This window comes from Paenibacillus mesophilus, from assembly GCF_005938385.1.
Taxonomy (GTDB): Bacteria; Bacillota; Bacilli; order Paenibacillales; family NBRC-103111; genus Paenibacillus_AB; species Paenibacillus_AB mesophilus.
The window spans coordinates 34,512-53,475 of sequence record NZ_VCRA01000014.1 but is presented as its reverse complement, the minus strand read 5'-3'; the positions used below and the strand labels follow the sequence as shown (position 1 = coordinate 53,475).

Below are 18,964 nucleotides of genomic sequence, written 5' to 3'. Positions count from 1 at the left end.
ATCTATTACTTAAGCGCCGAAGTACAGCAGGAAGCCCAATACTACGCCGATGATCGGAACAACCTCTACGATACCTACACCGATAAACATGGTCGTTTGCAACGTGCCTCTGAGCTCAGGTTGACGGGCGATACCTTCTACCGTTTTGCTGACGATCAAACCGTTACCGATACCTGCGCCCAAAGCGCCCAAACCGATTGCTAATGCTGCTGCCAAGAAACTCATTGTAAAATCCTCCTTAAATTGGTCCTCATTATAGTTTGTTTGTTTTTCATTTATATCCCAACCCTTATAGTAAGGGGTCGAATACGGACTCTTGCATTAATGATGCTCTTCATGCACGGTAGACTCGGAAATGTAAACCATCGTCAGAATCGTGAACAGGAACGCCTGAATCGCGCCGACGAACAAACTGAATCCTTGCCATGCAATAAGGAGCGGAGTTCCAAATACGCCAGCCATCAAAATCGTGGCAATCAGCACCTCGCCCGCAAAAATGTTTGCGAATAGACGAAGGGCAAGCGTAAGCGGCTTGGAGAATACTTTGATCAAGTTCAACGGGAAGAAGAACCAGAAAGGCTCAAAGTAGTGTTTGAAGTAATGCTTCGTGTTGTTCTTGATGCCCAGATAGTGGATCAGGAAAAACACAACTACGGCTAATCCGCTCGTTACGGACAAGTCGGCCGTAGGAGATTTCCACCAAGCGAATTCATGACCTTCGATTTTGTACCCGAACAGGGTCAATCCATGCTCGTGCTCAGTCACGATCCCGAACGGAAGCCCGAGAAGGTTCGACACGAAAATGAACAAAATGATGGTCATGCCCAGCGAAATGTACTTCTTGGCTTTGTCGAGCGGCATTGTGCTAGCCGCCAAATTATGAACGAATTCGACTACCCATTCCATGAAGTTCTGCAGTTTGGAAGGATTGTCAACCGACAAATTTCGAGTAGCCTTAAGGGCCAGCACCAGAACGATAATAAACGAAACGGTTATCGCCAGGAAGCTCGAAATGTCGATATTTAAGGATCCAATCTTTAACACGGGAAAATCATGCATCGGATGTTTTCACCCCTTTCCAGTAGTTTATAACAATCATGAAGATTTCCTGAAAAAAGCGATCGCAGCGGTAACAAACAATGCCGCTTGTCCATAAAACAGCCCGATAATCGTGGTAACCAGTTCGACATGCTCGGATTTATAGGCGAACATGACGGCCAGGACGGCAAGCGAAGCCCGGGTCAAAAAGCCCAGGTTGAATCGCTTTCGCTCTCTTTGAATCGCCAGTTCTCCCAACTGTCGCGTCTTCATGCCCAGATAGAGCACGTTAATATAGCTGACGAGCATACCGAGGAGCAATCCGGACATATATGGGCGATAAGACGGCAAAGCACCCCACAGAACCACACCGACTGCAAACAGAACCATGGAGCTTCTAGATATCGTTTTCAGAAAGCCTGCGAGATCGTTCATTTGGAATCCTTTACATAATATCGAATCAATAGGATCACGCTGAATATGCCGACGAACAAACCGACCAGTGCCCCGATCGCGATATAAATGGGTTCATTGTCCATCCGGACACTAACCCACTTGCCCCCGAAATAGCCCAGCACAATACAGATGGCCAAATCCGCCCCAACGGCGCCGGCCATTCCTGCTGCTCTCCAAGGATTATTCTCGGATTTGCGTTTTCGCATACATGATCTCCTGTTAATCCTCAATTATTGTATCGAAGCATGATCTTGTTTGTCAATCGATATAATATCAAACATTGTGTGAACGTATTTCGGAGAGTCCTTGTGCTCCAACGGCTCCCGGTATTTGCAAACCAGACACCGTACAGCGCTACTGTCTGGTTTGCAAGCCGATTTTCGCGTTATGCGCGGAACGTTTCGGGAGCGTTCTCGCGGCGGCCGAAACGGTGCAGGATGGCGTCTACGATTCTCTCTGAAGCGCGTCCGTCCCCGTACGGATTGGCCGCCCTGCTCATCTTCTCGTAAGCGGCGGCATCGCTGAGCAGCGTCTTGGCCCGATCGTAGATAAGCTGCTCGTCGGTGCCTACGAGCTCCAGTACGCCGGATTCCACACCCTCGGGGCGTTCCGTCGTATCCCGCAGCACGAGTGCAGGAATACCGAATGAAGGCGCCTCTTCCTGAATGCCCCCGGAGTCGGTCATAATCAGATGCGTATGCGGATAAAAATTGTACAAGTCCGTAACATCCAGCGGATCGATTAGCCGGATCCGCTCGTGGCCGCCTAATATTTCATGGGCAGGCTCTTGGACGGCCGGATTTAGGTGCACCGGATACACAATGGCGATATCGTCGAACTCGTCGGCTATCCGCTTGATCGCCCGGAACACACGGCGATGCGGCTCCCCGATCGACTCCGACCGATGGGCCGTAACGAGCACAAGACGGCGGCCTTTCGCCCAATCCAGCATCGGATGGGTATAATCGTCTTTGACGAGGTACTGCATGCAATCCGTTATTGTGTTGCCGGTTACATAAATGGACGCCTCGGATTTGCTTTCCCGCCGCAAGTTATCGGCAGACCAATCCGTCGGAGCGAAGTGCATGTCCGCCAGAACGCCTGTCAGCTGTCTGTTCATCTCTTCCGGATACGGGGACATCTTGTTCCAAGTGCGCAGTCCCGCTTCGACGTGCCCGATTGCGATTTTTTGCATAAAAGCCGCAAAGCTGGCCAAGAAAGTCGTTCCCGTATCGCCATGAACGAGCACAATGTCCGGCTTCGCTTCCTTCAATACGGGCTCCAGTCCTTGCAGTACCCGGATCGCGACTTCATTCAGCGTCTGCCTGGCCTTCATCACGTTCAAATCATAGTCGGGCTTAATGCCGAAAATGTGCAGCACCGTATCCAGCATCTCCCGATGCTGACCGGTAACACAGACGATCGATTCGATCTGCTCGCTTCGCTTGTTCAATTCCAGAACTAGCGGAGCCATCTTGATCGCTTCCGGACGTGTGCCGAAAATCGTCATCACTCGTAAACGACTCATGGTCTATCTCCTTCTTAAGGACAGTGAAATTCATTACTTGGTTCCGAACAACCGATCCCCCGCATCACCGAGTCCGGGTACGATATAACCGTGTTCGTTCAAATATTCGTCTACGGCAGCCACATAAATGTCTACGTCGGGATGTGCATCCTGCACGGCACGAATGCCCTCGGGCGCTGCGATCAGACACATCAGCTTGATTTGGCTGCAGTCCCTTTTTTTAAGCACGTCGATAGCAGCATTGGCCGAGCCTCCCGTCGCGAGCATCGGATCGATCACGATAAGCTCCCTCTCTTGCACGTCCGTAGGAAGCTTGACGTAATATTCGACCGGCTGCAGCGTAACGGGGTCCCGGTATAAGCCGACATGTCCCACCTTCGCGGCCGGCAGCAGCTTCAGAATCCCGTCCACCATGCCAAGCCCGGCACGCAAAATCGGAATCAGGCCGAGCATGCGGCCGGAAATAATTTTGCACTCCGCCGGCTGCACAGGCGTCTCCACTACGACACGCTCCAGCGGAATTTCCCGTGTAATCTCGTATGCCATCAGCGTGGCTACTTCGTCGACCAATTCCCGAAAATCTTTCGTTGTCGTGTTTTTATCCCGAATGTAAGTAAGCTTGTGTTGGATCAACGGATGATCGCACACGAAAACCTTGCTCATAACTTGTCCTCCCGGTTCACTTCCGCCGGACTGTCCGCCGAAAGCTCCTTGCGTATGGCGTACGCCCTCTGAAGGCGAACCTTGTCTATTATATCATTGTCCCAATCGCGTTGCACGCAAGATTTTGCAGCGTCAGCGCCTCTCTTCGCGCTCTGATCCGCCATTTATTCCCGCAACGGCAAAAACCGGTTCCCTGTCTCTCAGATGAAACAGGAAACCGGCATTATTCATTTTACCTTTCAGCTTATGGATTAATACGTAAGCCCTGCATAAAGCGGGAATTGTGCCGTAAGCTCTTTGACCATGCCGCGAGCTTGGTTGTGAGCCGCTTCGCTGGTCGGATTTTTGAGCGTGAGTGCGATGATTTTCGCGATTGTTCTCATGGCCGCTTCATCCATGCCGCGGGAAGTCGCCGCCGGCGTGCCGAGGCGGACGCCGCTTGTAAGCATAGGTTTGTTCGGGTCGAACGGAATCGCGTTTTTGTTGCAAGTAATGCCGACTTCGTCGAGCAGGTGCTCGGCGTCTTTGCCGGTCAAATTGATGCTGCGCAGGTCGACCAGCATCAAATGGTTGTCCGTGCCGCCGGAGACGAGATCGAGGCCTTCGGCCAGAAGCGCTTCGGACAGCGCCTTGGCGTTGTTCACGACTTTTTGCGCATAGGTTTTAAACTCCGGCTGCAGCGCTTCTCCGAACGAAACCGCTTTGGCCGCGATAATGTGCATGAGCGGTCCGCCTTGCGTACCCGGGAATACCGCCTTGTCGATAGCAGGCCCCCACGCTTTACGGGTCAAAATCATGCCGCCGCGCGGACCGCGTAGCGTCTTGTGCGTCGTCGTCGTAACGAAGTGCGCATGCGGTACCGGATTCGGATGAAGCCCGGCTGCGACAAGTCCGGCGATATGCGCCATATCCACCATGAACAGTGCTCCTACGTCATTTGCGATCGATGCAAGCGCTTCGAAATCGATGATGCGCGGATAGGCGCTGGCACCCGCTACGATCATTCTAGGACGGTGTTTGAAGGCGGCTTTCCGCACTTCATTATAATCGATGCGGGAGTCGGTTTCGCTCACGCCGTATGCGACGAAGTTGTACAGAATGCCGGAAGCGTTGACCGGGCTGCCGTGCGTCAAATGACCGCCGTGCGCCAGATTCATCCCGAGCACCGTATCGCCGTGATTCAAAGCGGCGAGATAAACGGCCAAGTTCGCTTGCGCCCCGGAGTGCGGCTGAACGTTCACATGCTCGGCGCCGAACAGCTCCTTCGCGCGGTCGCGGGCGATATCTTCCACGATATCGACGTATTCGCAGCCGCCGTAATACCGTTTGCCCGGATAGCCTTCGGCATATTTGTTGGTCAGCACCGTACCCATTGCCTCCAGAACGGCTTGGCTAACGAAGTTCTCGGATGCGATCAGCTCGATTTTGTCACGTTGGCGGTTAAGCTCCAATCCCAGAGCTTCCACGATTTTCGGGTCAGATTTGCGCAAATGTTCCATTGTACGATTCCTCCGCTCATAATATGCATAATAAAAATGATATTGGAATTTTTAATCGCAACTGCCGTGCGTTTCTCCGGCCTTCTCCGAAGAGTAGACCGCTCTCTCGCCTCCGATTAATTTCGGACGCGTGAATGCCATATTGACGTGTGCGTGTCCGATCGACCGGATAGACGGACGCGCCGGAACGGCGACCCGGCGAAGATGCATACCGATGAGCGTATCGCCTATATCCAGACCGGCGTGGGCGGATATCGTTTCAACGACGCAGGCATCCTTCCAATGACGATAGGCATAGGCTGCCATGGAGCCGCCGGCTCTCCTCACCGGGACGACGCTGACTTCCTCGAGCAGCGGATAACTGCCGAGCAGCTCCCGTTCCACCACCAGCGCGCGGTTCAAATGCTCGCAGCACTGATAGGCGGCATAAAATCCGACATCGCGCCTCACTGTCTCCACGGCGTGAAATATCCGTTCGGCCACCTGCTCGGTTCCGGCCGTGCCGATCCGTCGGCCGATTACTTCGCTGGTGCTTGTCCCTATTACGACGATTTGCCCCCGGGACACTTTGCCGATCGCGACCAACTCGCGCAGCACCGTCTCGACATCGGTGCCGATCCGGGCCGGATCCAGCTGCTCCACGCTTGCTTCAGAATCACTCACGGAAAGCCACTTCCTTCCGCTAGTCGCCATCCGATCATCTGTTTACGGATGAAGCGCGTATTTATCTTCGAGCCGTTTAATCTTGTCGATCCGGTTTTGATGCCGCGGTCCTTGGGAAAATTCCGTCTCGAGCCATACTTTCACGATTTCGAGCGCGATCCCCGGTCCGATTACACGTTCGCCCATGGCCAATACGTTCGAATCGTTGTGCTCGCGGGTTGCTTTGGCGGAAAATAAATCATGTACGAGCGCGCAGCGGATGCCCGGCACTTTGTTCGCGGCGATCGTCATGCCGATCCCCGTCCCGCAAATGAGAATTCCTTTGTCCGCAGCTCCTGCCGCCACCTTCTCGCAAACCGGAAGCGCGTAGTCGGGGTAGTCGATGGAGTCCGCGCAATTGCAGCCGAGATCCTCCACCTCGTGTCCTTCGGATTGCAGCACCTTCACGATTTCGTCCTTCAGCCGGAAGCCCGCATGGTCCGCGCCGATTGCAATCTTCATTTCGTTTCCCTCCGTCTCTTCATTCAACCCGTATTTAGTATAACCCCCGGAAAGCGAAAAAAGAGCGCGCGGCGCGTTTTGCATGAAAACGCCGCTGCTCTTTGCCCAGGCGACCGGCCGTATCTCCCGATGCTCCATTGTGGTTACGCCCACTTGTCGCCAGTTACATCGGGTCTGAATTTATATACTTTCATCATAGCGCATTCGGTTTCCGCTGTAAAGACGGTCGCGGCAACATAGGCACTCGGTTCAGCCTTTATCCGCTTTCCCCAGCTTGCGGATCAGCTTAATCAAATAGGCTTCAATCTCGTCCGCGCTTTTCTCGTACATCTTGCGGTCTCCGCCGTATGGATCGGCGATGTCGAAACTCGGCATCCCGAAGTCGAGCTGACGGACTTGGCGAAGCTCCTCCTCGGTAATACGCTGGCCGAGAGCACGCTTGATCTGCAGTTCGGTATGAAGCCGCTGCCGGTCGGCTATCGCTTCAAGCACCGACGTATCGTCCTCGGCGAACTCTTTAAGCGTATATACTTTGTCGACCGCTTCGGGATAGCGCCGGATCAGCGTTTCCTTATGCCCTGTCGTCATGGTCAGGATCAAATCCGCCCACGTTACCGAATCGCCCGTAACCGCACTCGAACTTAACCGGTCCATGATGCCTCTTCCTTGTAAAATATCGGCCGAATGCTTCGAAATGGGGGAGCCCTCCCAAGCGGATACGCCGGCCGACCGAACTTTGCAGCTTAAGCCTTCCCGCTCCGCCAGCTTACGGAACAATCCTTCCGCCATCGGACTGCGGCACGTGTTGCCCGTACATACAAATAAAATATGTTCGTACATCCGTTTCTCCCCTTTCCGAATAACATGTCCACCATCTATTGTACCTCATGGAAGTTTTTATATCAAAAACCGGATACCGAATGCAAGCAAGATGACCCCGCCCAACGCTTCGCCGTATTCTCCCACCCAGTTGCCGGCTTTTCGGCCGAGCAGCAGGCCCAGCACCGACATCGCCCCTCCGAACGCACCGAACATGAGCACAGTAAATAACAAGTCGGTAGCGAACAAGCCGAGCGATACGCCGACGGACATCGAATCGATGCTTACGCTGAGGGCAAAGAACAGCAGCCCCCACAACGTGCGGTGGTCGAACGACGGCATCTCCGGCCCCTTGAGCGAGCTGTATATCATATGCGCCCCAAGCAGCACGAGGAGCGCGCCTCCTGTCATGGTCGCGACATTTCCGAGCAGCGAGCCGACATAATGCCCCATGAACATGCCCATAAGCGGCATGACGATATGAAACACTCCGATGATGAAGCTGATCTTGACGATGTCCAATAACCGGATCCCTCTAAGCCCGATGCCGATCCCAAGGGAAAAAGCGTCCATTCCAAGCGCAATGGCCATGATGACGATCGTGATTAACTGTCCCGTCCCAGCTGCGGCTGCGGCTGCCATGATATTCCCCCCATGTCCACATGTTCTTAATCAACATATGCGGACAATCCTGGAAACATTCAGGCAATGAATAGTTCATACCCGGACGACGCGGTGGCCGGCGGCTTTGTTCAACCGGTTCATGACGGCAAGTCCGATTCCTTCCGACGATTCGTACCCCTCCGCCAAAATATAAGTAATTCCCGCTTCATCGAAACGGCGAAGAGCCGCGTACAACTGCTGGGCGACGGCATTCATATCTCCGGCGCTCCCGCAGCCGATCACGAGATCCGCCTCATACAGCCCGGTGTGCTCTGCCACCGTCATTACGCCGGTCCTTTCGCCCGTTCGTTTCGCCTCCGCCAACGAATCCCTCGCCCACGAGACAGCACGCTCCTTATCCCCATGGACGATCGTAAGCCGCCCCTGCGGCGCGTAATGCGCATACTTCATTCCCGGTGAACGGGGCGCTTCCGCTTCTTCCGCCGTCGTCTCTACGACTATTTCCGCGCCAGGCACCGCTCGCCGCAGATCGGCTACGGTTACGCCGCCAGGACGAAGGACGCGAATACTTCCTTCCCGAGCCTCTACGACGACGACTGTCGACTCCAGACCGACTCCGGTCGCCCCCCCATCTACGATGCCGCCGATCCGCCCGTCCAGATCGCCGTACACGTGCGCAGCGACAGTCGGGCTTGGCCGTCCGGATCGATTGGCGCTTGGCGCCGCCACCGGGCAGCCTGCGGCACGGATCAGCGAGAGTGCGATGGGGTGATCGGGCATTCGTACCGCCACCGTAGTCAGCCCTGCCGTGACGCGAGGGGAAACGGCTCCGGACCGGACCGGAAGCACCAAGGTCAGCGGCCCCGGCCAGAAAGCATCCATCAACCTTCTCGAAATCGGATTGATTTCTTCGACCAAACCGTTCAATTGTCCGATATGCGCTATATGCACGATTAACGGATTGTCCGACGGCCTTCCCTTAGCCGTGAAAATCGCTTCGACCGCCTTTGTATTCCCGGCGTCTGCACCGAGACCGTAAACTGTTTCCGTCGGAAACGCGACGGTATCGCCTTCCGCGATCATCGCCCCCGCTTCCGCCAAGAAAGGATGCGCCGAGGACGCATCCGGTTGCACTTTCCATATTTTCGTCATAACCGTCCCATCCCTGCTCCCGCCTGTTCCGCGGGATAATCCCGCGCGTCCATTATCTTTGCCATTATAGCGCGGATCCATGAACATGAAAAGGATGCGCGGGGGCGCATCCTGATGAAATCCGATTATAATGGCATTAAGCGAGCAATCCTTTTACGAACGAGACCGCCTTCGACAAAACTTCCCCCAGGAAAAATTTCACTTCGACTTTCGGAGCATCTTCTGCCGCCGGGGCGGAGGCAGCGGCTTGAGCGGACGCCTTTGTCGTTTTGGTCGCATCCGCGTTCTTTTTCGCTACGGCTACACCGGCTTTGCCATCCACGAAGCACAGAGGCGGGAACAGCACGCACCACCAATTTTGGCCTTCCCCTTTACCGAGCGTTATGCGCAGCGCCTCGTAATCGCCCGCCGGATATACTTTATTGCCGTATATTTTGGCCGGAAACGGAACTTGACCGATCTCGACCGTATATGCGTAATCGTATCCATTTTGCGCCAACACGTTCCCTACCAGCGCTTCAAGATCGCCAATGTGCCGGTTTACCGCGTTGCGGGCGGCGGCGATGCCTTCCGGCTCGGTAACCCATTCGCTCATCTGGCGGATCACTTCGTCCCGCAAAATCCGTTTCACCAGTTGGTCGTTCGGCGCGTCCGAATTGGCCAATATTCTAAGCCGGATCGATTCCTCCGGAATGGCGGAATCCAGGACGGCCGCCTGCGTACGATTCGATTCCCAGCAGGTCATCATGACGATAAGTGCAAAAGCAACGATCCAATAGGACCGGAATGATTGTCTCTTGACCATAAGTGAAACCCCCTCTTTCGTCTTCCTGTTACCCATTATGGACAGACGCGAGGGGGCCTAAACCTATGAATCTATTAATTTTTGGGCAAACCTATTACATGTCGTTCGATCCCTGCCAAGTCGGGTACGATCTCGATTTCATCCCAATACCCGCCGGCGCGGATCAGCTCTGCAACTTCCCGGGCCTGCCCTTGACCGACCTCGAAGCCGATCAGGGCGGGAGGCGACGGCAGCTCCTCCACCTGCCTCAGAATGCGGCGGTAGAACGCAAGACCGTCAGGCCCCCCGTCCAGAGCGAGACTGGGCTCATGCAGACGCACTTCGGGCTGAAGATGCGGAATGTCCCCGCTCTCGATGTACGGCGGATTGGAGATCAGCATATCGATCGCCAGCCGCTCCTTTATATAAGCCTCCAGCAAATCGCCGTGGAACAGCCGCAAGCGGTCCCCTACTCCGTTCGATTCCGCATTGTATCGTGCCACCCCGATAGCTGCGGCCGAGATGTCCGTAGCCGTCACGTTCCAGCCAGGACATTTTACCGCAACCGTCACCGAAATCGCCCCGCTGCCGCATCCGATATCCGCAACGAGCGGACGGCCTTGCGGCCATAGCTTTTTGCCGGCGGCGATCATCTTCTCCACGAGCAGCTCCGTTTCCGGGCGGGGGATGAGAACGTCGGGCGTAACCCGGAACGACAGTCCGTAAAACTCCTGCTCCCCTGTTATATACTGCACCGGCTCGCTTTGCGCCCTCCGCTCGAGCATCCTGGCCCACCGTTCGCGCTGCTGATCGGGAAACGGGTCGTTCCATTTCATGAAAAATTCGCTCCGGCTCATTCCAAGCAGATGCTGCAGCAGCCATTCGGCGGATGAAGCCCCGTCTTCCATTCCCCGGCTTTGCAAAAAAGAAGAAGCCTGCAGCCAGGCTTCCCGTATCGTAGTCTCCGCGATGCGGCCCGGATGGCCGGTATAGGATGTTTCACCCTTCCGTTCGGGCTCCCTGTCCGCGGTTCCTCGTCCCGCATCGTTCATGACCGTTACTCTCCTTTTTCCAGCAGCTCGGATTGCGCCTCCAGCGTGAGCGCGGAAATAATTTCTTCCAAATCGCCGTTCAGCACCTGATCCAGCTTATGCAGCGTCAAGCCGATCCGGTGATCGGTAATGCGGCTTTGCGGAAAGTTATAGGTGCGGATCCGCTCGCTGCGGTCTCCCGTGCCGACCTTGCTTTTCCGTTCGCCGGCATATTTCGCATCCTCTTCCTGCTTCAGCTTGTCGTATATTCTCGCCCGCAATACTTGCATCGCCTTGTCTTTGTTCGAGTTTTGCGATTTGCCGTCCTGACAAGAGACGACGATGCCCGTCGGAAGGTGGGTAATGCGTACCGCCGACTTGGTCGTGTTGACCGATTGTCCGCCGGGTCCGCTCGAACAGAACGTATCGATACGGATATCGTTCTCGTGAACCTCGACTTCAATCTCCTCGGCTTCCGGCATAACCGCGACGGTTGATGTGGACGTGTGAATGCGTCCTCCGGACTCCGTCGTAGGAATACGCTGAACCCGGTGCGCCCCGCTCTCGTACTTCAGCTTGCTGTAAGCTCCGCTGCCGCTGATCATAAAGACGATCTCCTTGAATCCGCCAAGATCGCTGATGCTCGAGTCCAACACTTCCGTGCGCCAGCCTTGCCCATCCGCATACCGGCTGTACATTCGGTACAGATCCCCCGCGAACAGCGCCGCTTCCTCTCCGCCGGCGGCGCCGCGGATTTCGACGATCACGTTTTTGTCGTCGTTCGGATCTTTCGGCAACAGCAGCACCTGGATAGACGCTTCCAGCCGCTCTTTGCTCTCCGTCAACTCGTCCAGCTCCAGCTTCACGAGCTCCCGCATTTCCTCGTCCAGCTTCTCGCCTTGCATCACCTTCGCCGCTTCATACTGCTCGACGACGCTTTTATATTCGGTATACGCTTGATAAGCCTCCTGCAAATCCGATTGTTCCTTCGAATATTCCCGAAGCCGCTTCGAATCGTTCACGACATCCGGATCGCAGAGCAGCTCGCTCAATTTATCGTATCGGTCCGCCAATGCCTGTAGCCGATCCAGCATACGCTCTTCACCTCCATCCTGTGCCTTACTTAGTTGCAAACTATTATACGTTAAAACGGAAGTGCATGACATCTCCGTCCTGCACGACGTATTCTTTGCCTTCCAGACGAAGCTGCCCTTTTTCTTTGGCCGCGTTCATCGAGCCGCTGTTCACGAGATCGTCGTAGCCGACGACCTCCGCGCGGATAAAGCCGCGTTCGAAATCGGTATGGATAACCGCCGCCGCCTGCGGAGCTTTCGTCCCCTTGCGGATCGTCCAAGCGCGAACCTCCTGCACCCCCGCGGTAAAATACGTATAGAGACCAAGCAGCTTGTAAGCCGCGCGGATGAGCCGGTTCAATCCCGACTCGGCCAAACCGAGCTCCTCCAGAAACAGAGCCTTGTCTTCGCCTTCCAGCTCGGCGATTTCCGATTCCACCTTGGCGCTGATCGGAACGACTTCCGCTCCCCCTATCGCCGCATAGTCTCGCACCTTCTGCACATACGGATTGCCGTCGGTATTGGCCGCTTCCCCTTCACTGACATTGGCCGCATACAGCACCGGCTTCATCGTAAGCAGATGCAGGTCGCGTACGAGCAGCCTCTCCTCTTCGGTAAGCTCTACGCTACGCGCCGGCTTATCTTCGTACAACGCTTCCTTGAGGCGTTCGAGCGCTTCGACTTCCTGGGCGTACTTTTTGTCGCCGCCCTTCATATTTTTGCGCGAACGGTCGATCCGCTTCTCCACCGTTTCGATGTCGGCCAGGATCAGCTCGAGATTGATCGTCTCGATGTCGCTGATCGGGTCGACCTTCCCCGAGACGTGGGTAATATTGTCGTCCTGGAAGCAGCGGACGACATGCACGATCGCATCCACCTCGCGAATGTGAGCCAGAAACTTGTTGCCAAGCCCTTCGCCCTTGCTCGCGCCCTTCACGAGTCCGGCAATATCAACGAATTCAAAAGCGGTCGGCACGATGCGGTTCGGCACGACGATATCAGCCAGCTTCTGCAGCCGTTCGTCCGGCACCTCCACGACGCCGACATTCGGATCTATCGTACAAAACGGATAGTTGGCCGATTCGGCCCCCGCTTGCGTAATTGCGTTAAACAAAGTGGATTTCCCGACGTTGGGAAGCCCGACAATACCTGCCTTCAATGCCATGAAACGATACAACTCCTCATCAACAAACTGAACACTCCCATCATTATATAGCACCACCGAACGATATACAATGACAGCTCCTGCCTGCGACACGCGGAATTCCGGGCTTCGACACGGCTCCGCCTTGCTTATATCCCCCCAATATCCACATCTTGTTCACAATGTTGTGGATGTTATCCTCAGTATATCCAAAGGTTATCCACATGTTAATAACATAGTCTGAATATTCGCATTCCGCTTGTTCACACCGTGCGGTTTGCATCGGATCGCTTAGGCGAAGGCAGCCGCTAAAGGAGTTTTTCCTTGTTCAAGCGGCGAGTTCGGGCAAGTTTCAAGGCCCGGCATCGACCTTCTAGCTCAGCTCACCTCATGGCCCGACGAAGTTTCTTGATTCATGAGAAGCGTTGTCCTACAATATTGGGGACATGGCAAGCTTTAACCGCGGCGTTATCCCCATTATTGCGAATGTTATCTACAGTTTTCAGACAGTTGTCCACAATGTTATCCACAGCATGTTAACAGAATGGACGTTCGTACTTGTGCACATGGGAATAACTCGATGGAAAGGATACCGAAACGATGGATAACCACGAGCGGTGGATGGAAGAAGCGATTTTGGAAGCGAAAAAAGCGGAGGCTGTACGGGAAGTTCCGATCGGAGCCGTAATCGTAAAGGACGGGCAAATTATTGCCCGCGGCCATAATTTGCGGGAGACGTCGCTCGATCCTACCGCCCATGCGGAGATGATCGCCATCCGCGAGGCAAGCGCCGCGCTCGGCGCTTGGAGGCTGCTCGACTGCACGCTGTACGTCACGCTCGAGCCGTGCCCGATGTGTGCGGGAGCGATCGTGCAGTCGCGCATCAAGACGGTCGTGTACGGTACGCCCGATCCGAAAGCGGGCTGCGCCGGAACGCTGATGAACTTGCTGCAGGAAGATCGGTTCAATCACCGGGCCGAGCTTGTTGAAGGCGTCTTGCAGGAACGATGCGCCGCCCTGTTGACCGATTTTTTCCGGGGCCTGCGGGGGAACAAGGCTTCCGCTAACTGAACCCGATCCCACAAAGTGGAGCCTTTGCTCCGGGGCTTTTCCAGGTACTTTGCGGGGACCCCGAAACTCTAAATTCTAACCTTCAAAAAAAGCCGGAACCCTTCGTCCGGGAGCCGGCCTTACCCTCATTTCATAGTCGCATTAGTCGAGCTTTTGCTTCCCTGCCAAACGTCATTGACTCTTTCTTTACACCAGTTCTTTATTACTGCAGGATTGCCTCGATTTCGGCCAACGCTTCAGCCGGAATAACGACTCCGGACGCCTTTACGTTTTCTTCCACCTGCTCCGGACGGCTCGCGCCGATGATCGCGCTGGACACGCCCGGCTGCCGCAGAACCCAGGCAAGCGCCAGCTGTGACAAGGTCAGCTCGAGCTGCTGCGCCACATTCCGAAGCCGCTCTACTTTATCCAGATTCGATTCGGTCAAATATCGTTGAATCGCCTGTCCGCCGCGCTCGCTCGCAGCCCGGCTGTCCTTCGGCACTTCGCCGGCTTGCATATATTTCCCGGACAGTACGCCCTGCGCGAGTGGGGAATAAACAACTTGGCCGATCCCGTATTTCTCCCCTACCGGAATGATCTCTTTCTCGATATCCCGCCGGAGCATGCTATACGGAGGCTGGCTCGCTACGATCCGGTCCAGAAGTCTGCGCTCCGCAATGTGAATCGCTTCCGTCATCATCGCCGCCGTCCAATTGCTGACCCCTACATACAACACTTTTCCTTGCCGAACCAAGTCGTCAAGCGCCCGCAGCGTCTCCTCGACCGGGGTCGAAGGATCGGGACTATGGCAGTAATACAAATCGATGTAATCCATGCCGAGCCGTTTCAGGCTTGCCTCGCATTGTTCCATAATATGTTTGCGGGACAATCCGCGGTCGTTCGGGCCATCGCCCATCTGGCCCCATACCTTCGTGGCGAGGACGTACGAATCGCGGCGATAGCCGCCGAGCGCCTCGCCCACCACCTTCTCCGCTTCGCCGCGCATGTAGATGTTGGCCGTATCGAAAAAATTGACGCCCGAATCGAATGCGAGCTGCATCGTATGTATAGCTTGCTGCTTCTCCACATACCCGCCGTACGTCAGCCAACTGCCCAAACTGATCTCGCTCACTTTCAAGCCGGAACCGCCCAACCTGCGATACTTCATCGTTCATACCCTCCTTGAGCCGCATGATCGCGAAACATCCGGCAGCCCAGCCTGGGCCCCGGCTCGCTCCTCGATTCGATTGTATCACACCGCCACTCACTGCACCATTTGCTTGATCTTGCCGTCCGTTTCGCGGATGTGCTCCCGCATCTGCAAATTTTGTTTATGCAGCGTCTCCAGTGTCGCCGAGAGCTGCTGCAGCGTCGCCGACGATTGTTCGCTTACCGCGGCAAAATGCTCCGTTGATTCCTGAATCGAATCATTCGCGCCGCGAACCGCCCCCATCATGTCGTTGTAGCCGCTTGCCATCTCGTTCAACTCGTTAACCGACGCGCTGATTTCCTGGAACGCCTGCCGGGTGTCCAGCGTAACGGCGGCGTTCTGCTTCATTTGCTCCGCGATGCGCGTCATGCTGACGCTCGTGGCAGCCGCCTGCTGCGATACGACGCCAAGCTTCTGCGATATTTCGTCTGCGGATCTGCCGCTCATATCCGCAAGCTTGCGTATTTCCTGCGCCACTACGGCGAAGACTTTTGCCGCTTTCTCCGGCTCTCGCCGCCTCGATTCCGGCATTCAACGACAGCAGGTTCGTCTGCTGGGCGATTTGCTGGATCGATTCGTTGAATCGGGTCACTTCCTGAAGCGTCTCCGTCAAATCGGCGATTTCTCGGGACATCGTTTCAATGCTTCGCTGAAACTCGTTCGTTACGCGGAACATCGTGTCCATCCGTTCTCCACCTTCCAAGCTGCGCCTGCTCGTCCCCTCCGTCTTGCGCTTCAGCTCGGCGAGCGAGTCGAGCATATCACCGATCATCCGCCCCGTTTCCTGCACCGACCGGTTGATCGATAATGTAGAGTCGACCTGACTGTTCGCCCCGCAGGCGATTTCCTGGAACGCCTTGCTCATTTCCGCGAACGATCCGCTGTTCTCCTCGCTCGCTCTCGCGATCAAAGACATGTTCGTAGACACCGTCGATGCTCCGGCGAGCAGCCGTTCCTTATCTTCCTTCTGCTGCGTGAACAGCTTCCCCGCTTCGACGCCGAACGACTCCAGCTTCTTGGACATTTGCGTAGCGATGACGAGCAGCATAATCAGCATCGCACAAATCAGCACGTAGTAGATGAACAGCGTCGACTCGTTGCCTGCTATCCCCGGAACCTCGTTTTGAGTCACGACGAAATAGGCCAGAAGGGAACTGCTCGTTACCAAGCTGACGACTGTAGGCCCTATGCTCATATACACGGCGGCGAGGATCAGACCGTAATAAATGGCAAACACGTTGCTTATAGATTCGTTCTGCATGCCGGTCACGAAAGAGATGGCGGCGTTGCCGATAATCGCTATATATGGAAGAGCATACGGGTACCGGTTCGTAAAGTGCAGCAGCCCGAAAATAACGAGCAGTCCGACCAACAACGACATAACGAACCAGGAATCGCCTCCTCCGCTCTTCGCGGCACCGCCCAGCGCCACGATGCTCAGCATCGCCAGCAGGCAAGTCACGGTCAAGGCGACGAAGACGACACCGTTTTTGCGCTTCATAATTTGCAGTTTGATCGATTGTTGAATGTCCACGGCGTCACATCCTATATAAGAATAAATTCATCCCATTAATATAATCGAAATTTGTCGATTCTGCGAGCGCTTTCATAAAAAATTAACAATAGCCCGAGATGCCCCGACCGGCACCCCGTGTACGATCAATATACGATTTTCCGCTTCAGCGCGTCCATGTTTTCGATCCGGATTTGTTTATTTTGAATCGAAATGATCCGGTCGTCCTGGAGCTCCTGCAGCACCTTTGTCACCGATTCCCTTACCGTTCCGACCATATTGGCAATTTCCTGATGGGTCAGCTTTACGGTAATTTGCACCGAGTCGAGCCTCGGCTCCCCGTATTCCAATGACAATTGATGGACCGCCTTCAAGATACGGGTTCTGACATCGAGAAACGTCAAGTCATGAATTTGTTCGTTCGCCCTTCTAAGCCGGTTCATCGTAACTTCCAGCAGCCTCATGCAAAGCGACGGGGAACGGCCCATATACTCGTAGAACATCGATCGCTTGAGCGTGTACATGACACTCGGCTCCAGCGTCTCGACATTGGCCGAACGGGTCCCGTCCTTTTGCATGATCGACATTTCGCCGAAAAAGTCGCCGCTCCGGAACAAGGCGAGAGTGATTTGCTTCGTATTGTCGATGCGGTACACCTTTACCGTTCCCGACTTGATGACGAACAGCTCCTCACCCTGATCCCCCTCGAAAAAGATGATCGCATTCTTCTTATACTTCCGCTCGAAGAACAGGGCCGATATGCTGAGAAGCTCGTCGTCGGTTAAATCTTGAAACAACGGGATCTTGCGAATGAGTTCGGCGACCTGCTCCATAGCGATTCTACTCCTTCTAGTTCGGTGACGAGCTTATTTCGCCGTTGCTTCTCCAACCCGGTCGATCATAACGCTCAAATTGCGGGACAAGTCGATTTCGTAGGGCTGCTTCAGAACGGCTCCGTTCGAATCCTTCAATACCCTGACGACCGGGCGGTGCTTGAAGTCGGGCATGACTTTGGAGACGATGCCGCTCTCGCCGGAGCTTAATTGGACGCTGAGTCCGAGAGGGAATATCGATACTTTGTTGCGGAAAAACTTCACTTTATCGATATCATACAATGTTCCCGCTCCTCCGTACAAGATCTCGATCGCCTCGTGAGGCAGAAGTGCTTCGCGGTGGGCGCGGGGGTGGGTCAGCGAATCGTACGTTTCCAGCAAGCCGACCCATTGGGCGAACGAATGGATTTCGTGCTTCTTCAAGCCGTACGGATATCCGCTTCCGTTCACTCTTTCGTGGTGCTGCAGCACGCAGTGGGCCGCTATGAGCGGAATGCCGGGTTCGTCCTTCAGCAGCTTGAAGCCGTACTCCGGGTGCTTCTTCACTTCCTCGTACTCGAACGGGCTCAACGTTCCCCGTTTGTTTAAAATTTCCCGCGAAATTTTCAAGCTTCCGACATCGTGCAGCAGCGCGCCGAGACTGAAGGCGATCAGATCGTCCCCGACATATCCTTCGGACATGCCTATCTTGGTCGCGTACACGCATACATTCATCGATTTCTGGATAAAATGCTGGGCGTAATCATTGGACGGAAACATGTGCATGTTCATGAGCATAAAGGCGTCGTTCTTATCGTAACGCAAATCGCCCATGACCATATCGACGCTTCTGGAACAAGACCGGAACAATTGGGCATTGCCAAACCGGGAATCATACGAGGAGCTGGAGACGGCTTCCATAATGCTTTGCAAAGTCGCTCGGAGGTGCAGTCTTGTTTCTTCCTTGATTCCTTCTTCAATGAGAATGTCGTCGGTATTCGGGTCTTCAATGTATACGTAGTCAATTCCCATTTTTTGCAGCCTGGTAATGACCGATTGCGTTAATTGAAACTGGTATCCGACAAGTATTTGTCCCTCGCTATTGAAAATCGGTTTGCCCAATCTCATCCCGGGCTGGCACATGTAGACCGGTATTAGGCGCATAGTCGCAGTCCTTTCCACACTCATAGTTCATAAGAGATCCTACCGGAGACTTATGTAACCTTAATTATGCCATATTTCCGGCTCGAACCTCTGTGAATTACGAAACAGAAAAAATGTGAGTTTTGACACTTTCCAACCAAACGGAAGCATTTTCCTGAAACTATCCTTCCCTACTATAGCATGATTCCACTTTTCCTGAAATACCTTGCTCCCGCTATACTACGCAACTTTTTAACC

Annotated in this window: 21 protein-coding genes, 1 pseudogene and 1 riboswitch; of the genes and pseudogenes, 1 reads left to right on the top strand and 21 read right to left on the bottom strand. The window is 54.7% G+C overall.

The window, feature by feature from the left end:
* Positions 1-9: 9 nt before the first annotated feature.
* The 16 genes from atpE to ychF all read right to left on the bottom strand — a co-directional run bounded on the left by atpE (position 10) and on the right by ychF (position 12,996).
* Positions 10-225, bottom strand: coding sequence for a F0F1 ATP synthase subunit C (gene atpE, locus FE783_RS23055; RefSeq protein WP_138881752.1), 216 nt, complete (start codon positions 223-225; stop codon positions 10-12).
* A gap of 96 nt (positions 226-321) precedes the next feature.
* Complete coding sequence (gene atpB / locus FE783_RS23050; protein ID WP_138881751.1) at positions 322-1,059, bottom strand: F0F1 ATP synthase subunit A; 738 nt, start codon at positions 1,057-1,059, stop codon at positions 322-324.
* A 36-nt stretch (positions 1,060-1,095) separates the two neighbouring features.
* A complete protein-coding gene (locus FE783_RS23045) occupies positions 1,096-1,473 on the bottom strand; it encodes an ATP synthase subunit I (RefSeq protein WP_138881750.1) in 378 nt (125 codons plus the stop codon).
* Positions 1,470-1,700, bottom strand: a complete 231-nt coding sequence (locus FE783_RS23040) for an AtpZ/AtpI family protein (protein WP_138881749.1) — start codon at positions 1,698-1,700, stop codon at positions 1,470-1,472. Before FE783_RS23040 ends, FE783_RS23045 begins: the two co-directional genes overlap by 4 nt.
* 179 nt (positions 1,701-1,879) lie before the next feature.
* Positions 1,880-3,022 carry a non-hydrolyzing UDP-N-acetylglucosamine 2-epimerase gene (gene wecB / locus FE783_RS23035; protein ID WP_138881748.1) on the bottom strand — a complete coding sequence of 381 codons (1,143 nt, stop codon included), beginning with the start codon at positions 3,020-3,022 and terminating at the stop codon, positions 1,880-1,882.
* 33 nt (positions 3,023-3,055) lie between these two features.
* The gene (gene upp / locus FE783_RS23030; protein ID WP_138881747.1) at positions 3,056-3,685 is read right to left on the bottom strand and encodes a uracil phosphoribosyltransferase; all 630 of its coding nucleotides are present in this window, start codon (positions 3,683-3,685) and stop codon (positions 3,056-3,058) included.
* Positions 3,686-3,936: 251 nt separating this feature from the next.
* A complete protein-coding gene (locus FE783_RS23025) occupies positions 3,937-5,184 on the bottom strand; it encodes a serine hydroxymethyltransferase (RefSeq protein ID WP_138881746.1) in 1,248 nt (415 codons plus the stop codon).
* 51 nt (positions 5,185-5,235) lie between these two features.
* Positions 5,236-5,847 carry a TIGR01440 family protein gene (locus FE783_RS23020; protein WP_238403213.1) on the bottom strand — a complete coding sequence of 204 codons (612 nt, stop codon included), beginning with the start codon at positions 5,845-5,847 and terminating at the stop codon, positions 5,236-5,238.
* 42 nt (positions 5,848-5,889) lie between these two features.
* A complete protein-coding gene (gene rpiB / locus FE783_RS23015) occupies positions 5,890-6,348 on the bottom strand; it encodes a ribose 5-phosphate isomerase B (protein WP_138881744.1) in 459 nt (152 codons plus the stop codon).
* A gap of 96 nt (positions 6,349-6,444) precedes the next feature.
* Positions 6,445-6,525: riboswitch (ZMP/ZTP riboswitch) on the bottom strand.
* A 72-nt stretch (positions 6,526-6,597) separates the two neighbouring features.
* A complete protein-coding gene (locus FE783_RS23010; RefSeq protein WP_138881743.1) occupies positions 6,598-7,188 on the bottom strand; it encodes a low molecular weight protein arginine phosphatase in 591 nt (196 codons plus the stop codon).
* A gap of 57 nt (positions 7,189-7,245) precedes the next feature.
* Entirely contained in the window at positions 7,246-7,809 is a 564-nt protein-coding gene (locus FE783_RS23005; RefSeq protein ID WP_138881742.1) for a manganese efflux pump MntP, read from the bottom strand.
* Between the two features lie 75 nt (positions 7,810-7,884).
* Positions 7,885-8,943: an L-threonylcarbamoyladenylate synthase gene (locus FE783_RS23000; RefSeq protein WP_138881741.1), complete on the bottom strand. Its 1,059-nt coding sequence runs from the start codon at positions 8,941-8,943 to the stop codon at positions 7,885-7,887.
* Positions 8,944-9,079: 136 nt separating this feature from the next.
* A complete protein-coding gene (gene spoIIR / locus FE783_RS22995; protein ID WP_138881740.1) occupies positions 9,080-9,748 on the bottom strand; it encodes a stage II sporulation protein R in 669 nt (222 codons plus the stop codon).
* A gap of 74 nt (positions 9,749-9,822) precedes the next feature.
* Positions 9,823-10,779, bottom strand: coding sequence for a peptide chain release factor N(5)-glutamine methyltransferase (gene prmC, locus FE783_RS22990; protein ID WP_138881739.1), 957 nt, complete (start codon positions 10,777-10,779; stop codon positions 9,823-9,825).
* Positions 10,780-10,784: 5 nt separating this feature from the next.
* Positions 10,785-11,852, bottom strand: coding sequence for a peptide chain release factor 1 (gene prfA, locus FE783_RS22985; protein ID WP_138881738.1), 1,068 nt, complete (start codon positions 11,850-11,852; stop codon positions 10,785-10,787).
* 43 nt (positions 11,853-11,895) lie between these two features.
* Positions 11,896-12,996 (bottom strand): redox-regulated ATPase YchF, encoded by a 1,101-nt coding sequence (ychF, locus tag FE783_RS22980; protein ID WP_138881737.1) that lies wholly within the window; start codon positions 12,994-12,996, stop codon positions 11,896-11,898.
* Positions 12,997-13,575: 579 nt separating this feature from the next.
* On the opposite strand from ychF, the gene tadA reads away from it, so the two are divergent.
* Positions 13,576-14,046, top strand: a complete 471-nt coding sequence (tadA, locus tag FE783_RS22975; RefSeq protein WP_138881736.1) for a tRNA adenosine(34) deaminase TadA — start codon at positions 13,576-13,578, stop codon at positions 14,044-14,046.
* A gap of 202 nt (positions 14,047-14,248) precedes the next feature.
* Here the strand turns inward: tadA and FE783_RS22970 are convergent, their stop codons facing one another.
* From FE783_RS22970 to FE783_RS22950, 5 genes and pseudogenes are all read right to left on the bottom strand, one after another.
* Positions 14,249-15,196 (bottom strand): aldo/keto reductase family protein, encoded by a 948-nt coding sequence (locus FE783_RS22970; RefSeq protein ID WP_138881735.1) that lies wholly within the window; start codon positions 15,194-15,196, stop codon positions 14,249-14,251.
* 96 nt (positions 15,197-15,292) lie between these two features.
* Positions 15,293-15,685, bottom strand: coding sequence for a methyl-accepting chemotaxis protein (locus tag FE783_RS38405; protein ID WP_158301987.1), 393 nt, complete (start codon positions 15,683-15,685; stop codon positions 15,293-15,295).
* Positions 15,686-15,743: 58 nt separating this feature from the next.
* Positions 15,744-15,914 (bottom strand): annotated as a pseudogene (locus FE783_RS38710) (methyl-accepting chemotaxis protein); the annotation flags it as partial.
* A 983-nt stretch (positions 15,915-16,897) separates the two neighbouring features.
* Positions 16,898-17,584 (bottom strand): Crp/Fnr family transcriptional regulator, encoded by a 687-nt coding sequence (locus FE783_RS22955; protein ID WP_138881732.1) that lies wholly within the window; start codon positions 17,582-17,584, stop codon positions 16,898-16,900.
* 33 nt (positions 17,585-17,617) lie between these two features.
* A complete protein-coding gene (locus FE783_RS22950; protein ID WP_238403212.1) occupies positions 17,618-18,751 on the bottom strand; it encodes an HD-GYP domain-containing protein in 1,134 nt (377 codons plus the stop codon).
* Positions 18,752-18,964 lie beyond the last annotated feature (213 nt).